The sequence below is a fragment of the Anaplasma phagocytophilum genome, from assembly GCF_023476575.1.
Classification (GTDB): Bacteria; Pseudomonadota; Alphaproteobacteria; order Rickettsiales; family Anaplasmataceae; genus Anaplasma; species Anaplasma phagocytophilum_A.
Genome location: NZ_JAHLEX010000077.1, coordinates 1 through 6,214 on the forward strand (window position 1 = coordinate 1; position 6,214 = coordinate 6,214).

Sequence of the window (6,214 nt, forward strand, 5' to 3'; positions counted from 1 at the left end):
CTGACAAGCTTGCTGCTGCCCTTGCCAAAATCCCTGGCAAAGACATTGTTCACTTTGCTAAGTATGAAATCTCTAACCCTAATTCCATAAGAAGGTTTGTGTGACTAATTCCGAGAAGTTAAGAACAGCAGCAAAGGTAGTGCGCCAGCTTATGATCAGTATGCTGAAAGTTATGCATGGGAGCTAAGAGCCGCCGCTAGCGATGGGAATACGTCGTTATGTGGTGATATGTGGCACACACGCACAGCTTGGCGCAGTCGATAACTGGAGGTCATGGTGATACACCCTAGGGATTCTTCTAAGGAACTTTATCAAGACAGCGCTCAAAGGAGATGGTAGTAAGAATTGACCTACATCTCCTAAAAAATGGTGGGGCACCATTTGATACTACAAACTACAACGCCACAGCCATAGCTAAAGACATAGTAAAGGAACTTACTCCCAAAGAAAAAACCATAGTAGCTGGGTTACTAGCTAACACTATTAAAGGTGGAGAAATTGTTGGGATTACTCACTATAGCATCGATGTCAAGGTTTGTAGGACGAAGTTGGTAAGTACTAAAAGTGGGGCTGTAAAACAGTATGCGGAGTACAAAGAGAGCACTGAGACGAAAAGCAACACGCTTTGTGGAACCTCATTGTATGGTGATCTTAGGACACGCTGAACAAAAATAGCCACGGGGTATATGTGGAAGAGACAAACCAGCCAGCCAATCTACAGCAGAATAAAACGGTGCTCTGTGGAGGCAAGGGAACAAAGTACTTTGTTAGAAAAACGCTAAAAAAAGAAGATGGTAGTGAGAATTGGTCTATGGGAAAGTATTGTAAATAGGGTAGGAGCGCTACGAGTGGTACACCTAATAGTAATGCTAACGCAATAGCTTAAGACCTAGTCAAGAAACTCACTCCCAAAGAAAAAACCATAGTTTCTATATTACTTGCTAAGAATATTAAAGGTGGGGAGGTTGTTAAAATTAGGACCGTTTCTTCTATTCTCATAATAATCTGCCGAGTTGCCATCACTACAGCATTAGTTAATTTTTTGTGTAAGATGGCTGTTTTCTAAGATATTGGGGGAGTTATACCTATAGAATCTCATAAACTCTTATTATTAAAAACAAGACTAAGGGTATTAGAGATAGTGAAAGTGTTGAAATTAGGGCCGTTTCTTCTACTCAGACCACAGCAAATTTATATTCTATAAGACAGAGCAGAGTAAGTTCTTGGTTAGTTATATTAGGTACATATCTGAGCTTTGCACATAAAAGCAATATCTCAATTCACAAGAAATAAAGACACCTGGGAATCTTCTGCATTTTTTCATAACTTAAGAAATAACAACCATTGTTACGTAGTACTATCCTGGAGCAGTCATACTACCTAATATTACGTTACCATATCTTTAAAGTCTTTACACACACAACCTAGGTTATCAGATTCTAGGTTTTTATACCCAGGACTTGGCTTTTACAGATTAATAACATGTTTCCTAAGGTTATTAAAATTGCCACCCCATCACAGGTGATTTGCTTGAAACGATAAAGCAATCCATTTTCTTCACCATCCTGAACACATAGAAACCCAAGATGTCGATCAGATATCGGAGAAAGCGTGTGATTTTACACTATAAAGAAAGAACAACGTTGACGATTCTCTCCTACTCTTCTCAATAAACTTCCAAAAAGCAGGCCCGCTTCAATAACCCGCAAAATAGAAGCTAAAAAAGCGCAGCCACAACCTATAGAGGTTAGACTACGCTTCTTCCAAGTTTTCTTTTACTCTTCTTCAAGACACGCAAGAGCAACATTACCGCCAAGCGCAGTAGCGTTTACGGTTACAGTCTTCTCAGTAACAAACCTATGCAAATAGAAAGGTCCTCCTGCTTTTGGCCCAGTTCCCGAAAGACCAGAACCTCCAAACGGCTGTACACCTACAACAGCACCTATTTGATTCCTATTGACGTAAACATTACCAGTTCTAATCTTATCAACAATCAAATCAATATTACTCTGTATCCTACTTTGCACAGAGAACGTCAGACCATATCCTGTCTTATTTATTTCGTCTAATATACTAGCCAGATCTGATTTCTCATATCTCACAATGTGCAATATTGGACCGAATACTTCTTTAGCAACTTCTGATACTGACCCAACCTCGTAAATATGCGGCGGGAAATAATACCCTACTTCTGCAAGAGAACCTATATCCAGCTTAAATAACAGCTTAGCTCCCCGCTCGTCCATGCCCTTCACATATTCGCAAAGCATGTCATAGGATTGCTGATCTATCACAGGACCCACATCACTGCTAAGCAGCATTGGATTACCCAACCTCAACTCCCTAAGCGCCCCACATATAATTTCGATTTGCCTATCAGCAATCTCTTCCTGCAACAAAAGCACTCTCAAAGCTGAACACCTCTGACCAGCACTTCTAAATGCCGAAGTTATTACATCATCGCAAACTTGCTCAAGCAAAGCAGAACTGTCGACAATCATCGCATTTATCCCACCAGTTTCAGCAATAATAGGAACTATGTCTCTATTACGCTTAGCTAGCGTTCTATTTATTATATTTGCAGTATCAGTAGAACCCGTAAACGCAACACCCGCAACATGCTTATTATTTATAAGCACTTCTCCTAAAGCACTACCTTCACCGGGCAAGAACTGCAAAACGCCACCCGGAAGACCAGCTCTGAAAAATAATTTTACAGCTTCGTAAGCAACGAGGGAAGTCTGTTCAGATGGCTTAGCTATAACTGTATTACCAGTAACTAAAGCAGCCGCTATAGGCCCTAAGAATATTGCCAATGGGAAATTCCAAGGAGAGATACATACAAAGACACCCCTACTCTCGAAGTACATGTAATTCTCTTCACCCGAAGGTCCAGGAAGCTTAATCGTCCCAGCTATATCCTTCCTAGCAACCATTGCATAGTATCTCAGAAAGTCTACAGCTTCCCTAATCTCTGCCACTATATCAGAAATCACCTTACCACCTTCCAGCACCAGCAAAGCAACGAACTTACCTCTCTCCCTTTCCAGTAAATCTGCAGCATTATCCAAAATAATAGCACGCTCTTCAATCGACAAAGTGCTCCACTCCGCATATGCTCCATGCGCAATACTAAAAGCTTCTTCCACCTGCTCAGGAGTCGCATAAGATACCTCTCCTACCTTGCAGCTAAAATCTCCCGGAGAGAAAAACTCTATAGGAGCAGCACCCTCTACATCCTCTCCATTAATGATAGGAGTAGCCTTACGAGTGACATTTGTAAATGACTGCACTTCTTCATTAAGCACAGACATAGCCAACGAATCAGAGGTATTGAGACCGACGGAATTCACACGATCCTTTCCAAACATGTCTATCGGCAAAGGAATACTAGGATGCGGACAATATTCAAAACTCTTAGCCTTCTCTAGAGGATCAACCAAAAGCTGTTCAGCTGGAACATCAGCATCATTTATCTTATTCACAAAAGAACTATTCGTTCCATTTTCTAACAGTCTCCTGATAAGATACGGCAATAAGTCCTGATAACTTCCAACAGGAGCATATACCCTACACTTAACACTCGGCGCAACTTCCCCCGTTACATAGCTGTATAGGCCCTGCGCCATAGCATGCAGCCTCTGGAATTCAAAACCTGGATGGTCCTTATCTGCTGATTCTAATACCGAGGCTAAAGTGTACGCATTGTGAGTAGCAAAACATGGATAGAAAGTATTTGGCTTACTCAAAATTCTTTGCACACACGCAAAGTAAGATGTGTCAGTATAAGCTCTTCTTGTAAACACAGGATACCCGTCTAAGCCAAGCTCCTGAGCATTCTTAATCTCATAATCCCAGTAAGCTCCCTTAACTAGCCTCACAACCATCTTACGATTAGCCCTTATGGCTATATCTTCCACGATATCCAACACACCCAAGGCTCTCTTTTGATACGCTTGAACAGCTAGCCCCAACCCTTCCCAGCCATCCAGCGACTTATCTAAAAACACCTTTTCCAAAACTATCAAAGAAGTCTCTAACCTACGAGCCTCCTCTGCATCAATCAATACCCCTATATTATGCTTCTTCGCTGCAGCACATATCTCCAACAGCTTAGAAGATATGTCATCAAGAACGTAGTCGATTTGAGCAAAATCATAACGTGGATGCAAAGACGAAAGTTTGACCGATATTCCATGTCGAGAAGAAATATCGTCACCACATCCCGCGTCTGCTCCTATCACTTCTATAGCGTGCATGTATGCTGCAAAATACTTATCCGCATCTTCCTTAGTTCTTGCAGATTCACCCAAGAGATCAAACGAGCATAACTGCTTTGTGTCATTACTCCTTGCAACAGCATCCTCTATGTCACGCCCCATGACAAAATGCTTACCAAGAATACACATAGCCTGGAGAGCAGCCTTCCTTATTATGGGCTCTCCCATATTTTTCAGGAGATTACTTAGTACACTATACCACCTAGAATCATCTACCTCTCCTAGCACACGCGCACCTATACACAGCGCTAAGGTAGATGCATTGACAAATATCGAAGAAGAACTCCCGATATGCTTTTTCCAAGTTGTACCCGCTATCTTATCCCTAATCATCTCATCGATGGTGCATTCATCAGGAATCCTCAATAAAGATTCCGCCAAGCACATCAAAGCAACTCCCTCTTCGGTAGAAAGACCATACTCCTGCATAAAGGCATCTATGACCGTAGAACCCTTTCCAAAGCGCACCTTTTCAATTATCTGCTTAGCAAGGTTATATATCCTCACTTTGGAGTCTTGAGAGACTTCAGACCTCTCTGTCAAATATCTGATATAACTCTTCTCATCAGTATTATACAGCCCCTGCATACGCTTGCGCAACTCATCGGGCACCTGCAATGAACTTATCATCATGTATTATCATCTCCCAAAAACATCAATAGTAATGCGAACCCCTTACGTCTACAGCCCGCTTACTAAAATAAACGGCTCCATAAAGATCTAAAGAATCAAACAGCCAACATTCAACATTCAACATTTGAAGACTTGCAATTATGGAAAGCTTCGCGATGCTATCAAATAATATTGCAATTATCAACTAAATTAGTTAGCGTTACGCCTGTGTGTCTTGTATGTATTTTTTGGGGTAGTTGCGGAATGTTTGATTTACAGGGCAAGAAGTTTCTAGTTACAGGTGCATCTAGTGGCATAGGGGCAGCCATATCTCTTATGTTATCAAAATCCGGAGCTCAGTTATGCCTCTCAGGCACCAGAATTGAGGCTCTACAGGAAGTAGCAGCTGCTTGTGAGAATGTGACTCACGTTTTGCAGTGTAACTTACTAAATTCTGATGAGGTAGACACCCTAGTAGACAAGGCTGTAGACTGTCTGTCTGGCATCGATGGGGTAATATGTAGCGCTGGAATAACGAGAGATAAATTGTCTTTACGCATAACAGATGATGATTGGAATCAAGTAATTGCGGTAAATCTCACTGCTGTATTCAAGATAAATCGGAATGCTTGCAAGGCGATGCTCAAGAATAAAGGTGGTAGAATAATAAATTTATCCTCCGTGGTTGGCATCTCCGGAAATGTAGGACAAGCAAACTATACAGCTTCAAAGGCTGGTATTATTGGTATGAGTAAGTCGCTTGCTCTTGAATTTGCTTCTCGTGGCATTACGGTGAACTGCATAGCACCGGGCTTTATAGATACTCCTATGACTTCTGTATTACAGGAAAAACAGAAAGAATACATACTGAGCTCTATCCCTATGGGCCGTATGGGGACTGCAGAGGAGATTGCTTACGTTGCATTGTTCCTCGCAAGTGATGCAAGCAAGTACATTACAGGGCAGACCATACATGTAAATGGTGGAATGCTCATGTATTAAGGTCTAGAGCTTTTCGTGTTTTGGTGCATCGTCGAAAACATGTACTCTGCTTTTGTCTGATGTATTGTCAGTACAGTCGTTTTTTCTTCTAGATCCTAAACGGCTTTATTTCTGTTGTAGAAAGAATGTGTTTTATAAGTCGTCGTTGAGGTAAATGCGTATAGGTATCACAGAGCTGAATAGAGGTATTTGAATAGAGAATCTGTGCTGGTGGCAAAAGCATGGAATGGAGCCATCTCTCTCAATGGGTTGCTGGCTTCCCCGTAGTTACTGTTAGTAATGTATATTTGGACCATTTTCAATGTCTCTCCGTATTTATT

4 protein-coding genes are annotated in these 6,214 nt (G+C 41.5%); 3 read left to right on the top strand and 1 reads right to left on the bottom strand.

All coding sequences use genetic code 11. The annotated features are described in order from the left end of the window. Window positions 1-332: 332 nt before the first annotated feature. A complete protein-coding gene (locus KPX09_RS05755; RefSeq protein WP_346017239.1) occupies window positions 333-665 on the top strand; it encodes a hypothetical protein in 333 nt (110 codons plus the stop codon). Window positions 666-688: 23 nt separating this feature from the next. Then, complete coding sequence (locus KPX09_RS04060) at window positions 689-832, top strand: hypothetical protein (protein WP_249549111.1); 144 nt, start codon at window positions 689-691, stop codon at window positions 830-832. 943 nt (window positions 833-1,775) lie between these two features. Here KPX09_RS04060 and putA read toward each other — a convergent pair. Beyond that, window positions 1,776-4,910, bottom strand: a complete 3,135-nt coding sequence (gene putA, locus KPX09_RS04065; protein ID WP_249549113.1) for a bifunctional proline dehydrogenase/L-glutamate gamma-semialdehyde dehydrogenase PutA — start codon at window positions 4,908-4,910, stop codon at window positions 1,776-1,778. Window positions 4,911-5,156: 246 nt separating this feature from the next. On the opposite strand from putA, the gene fabG reads away from it, so the two are divergent. Then, window positions 5,157-5,894 (top strand): 3-oxoacyl-[acyl-carrier-protein] reductase, encoded by a 738-nt coding sequence (gene fabG, locus KPX09_RS04070; protein WP_249549112.1) that lies wholly within the window; start codon window positions 5,157-5,159, stop codon window positions 5,892-5,894. The last annotated feature ends 320 nt before the right edge of the window (window positions 5,895-6,214 follow it).

What these genes read in the sequence shown, in the direction of transcription:
- KPX09_RS05755 (WP_346017239.1), top strand. Translation starts at nt 333, where the DNA reads ATGGTAGTAAGAATTGACCTACATCTCCTAAAAAATGGTGGGGCACCA.
- putA (WP_249549113.1), bottom strand. Translation starts at nt 4,910, where the DNA reads ATGATAAGTTCATTGCAGGTGCCCGATGAGTTGCGCAAGCGTATGCAG.
- fabG (WP_249549112.1), top strand. Translation starts at nt 5,157, where the DNA reads ATGTTTGATTTACAGGGCAAGAAGTTTCTAGTTACAGGTGCATCTAGT.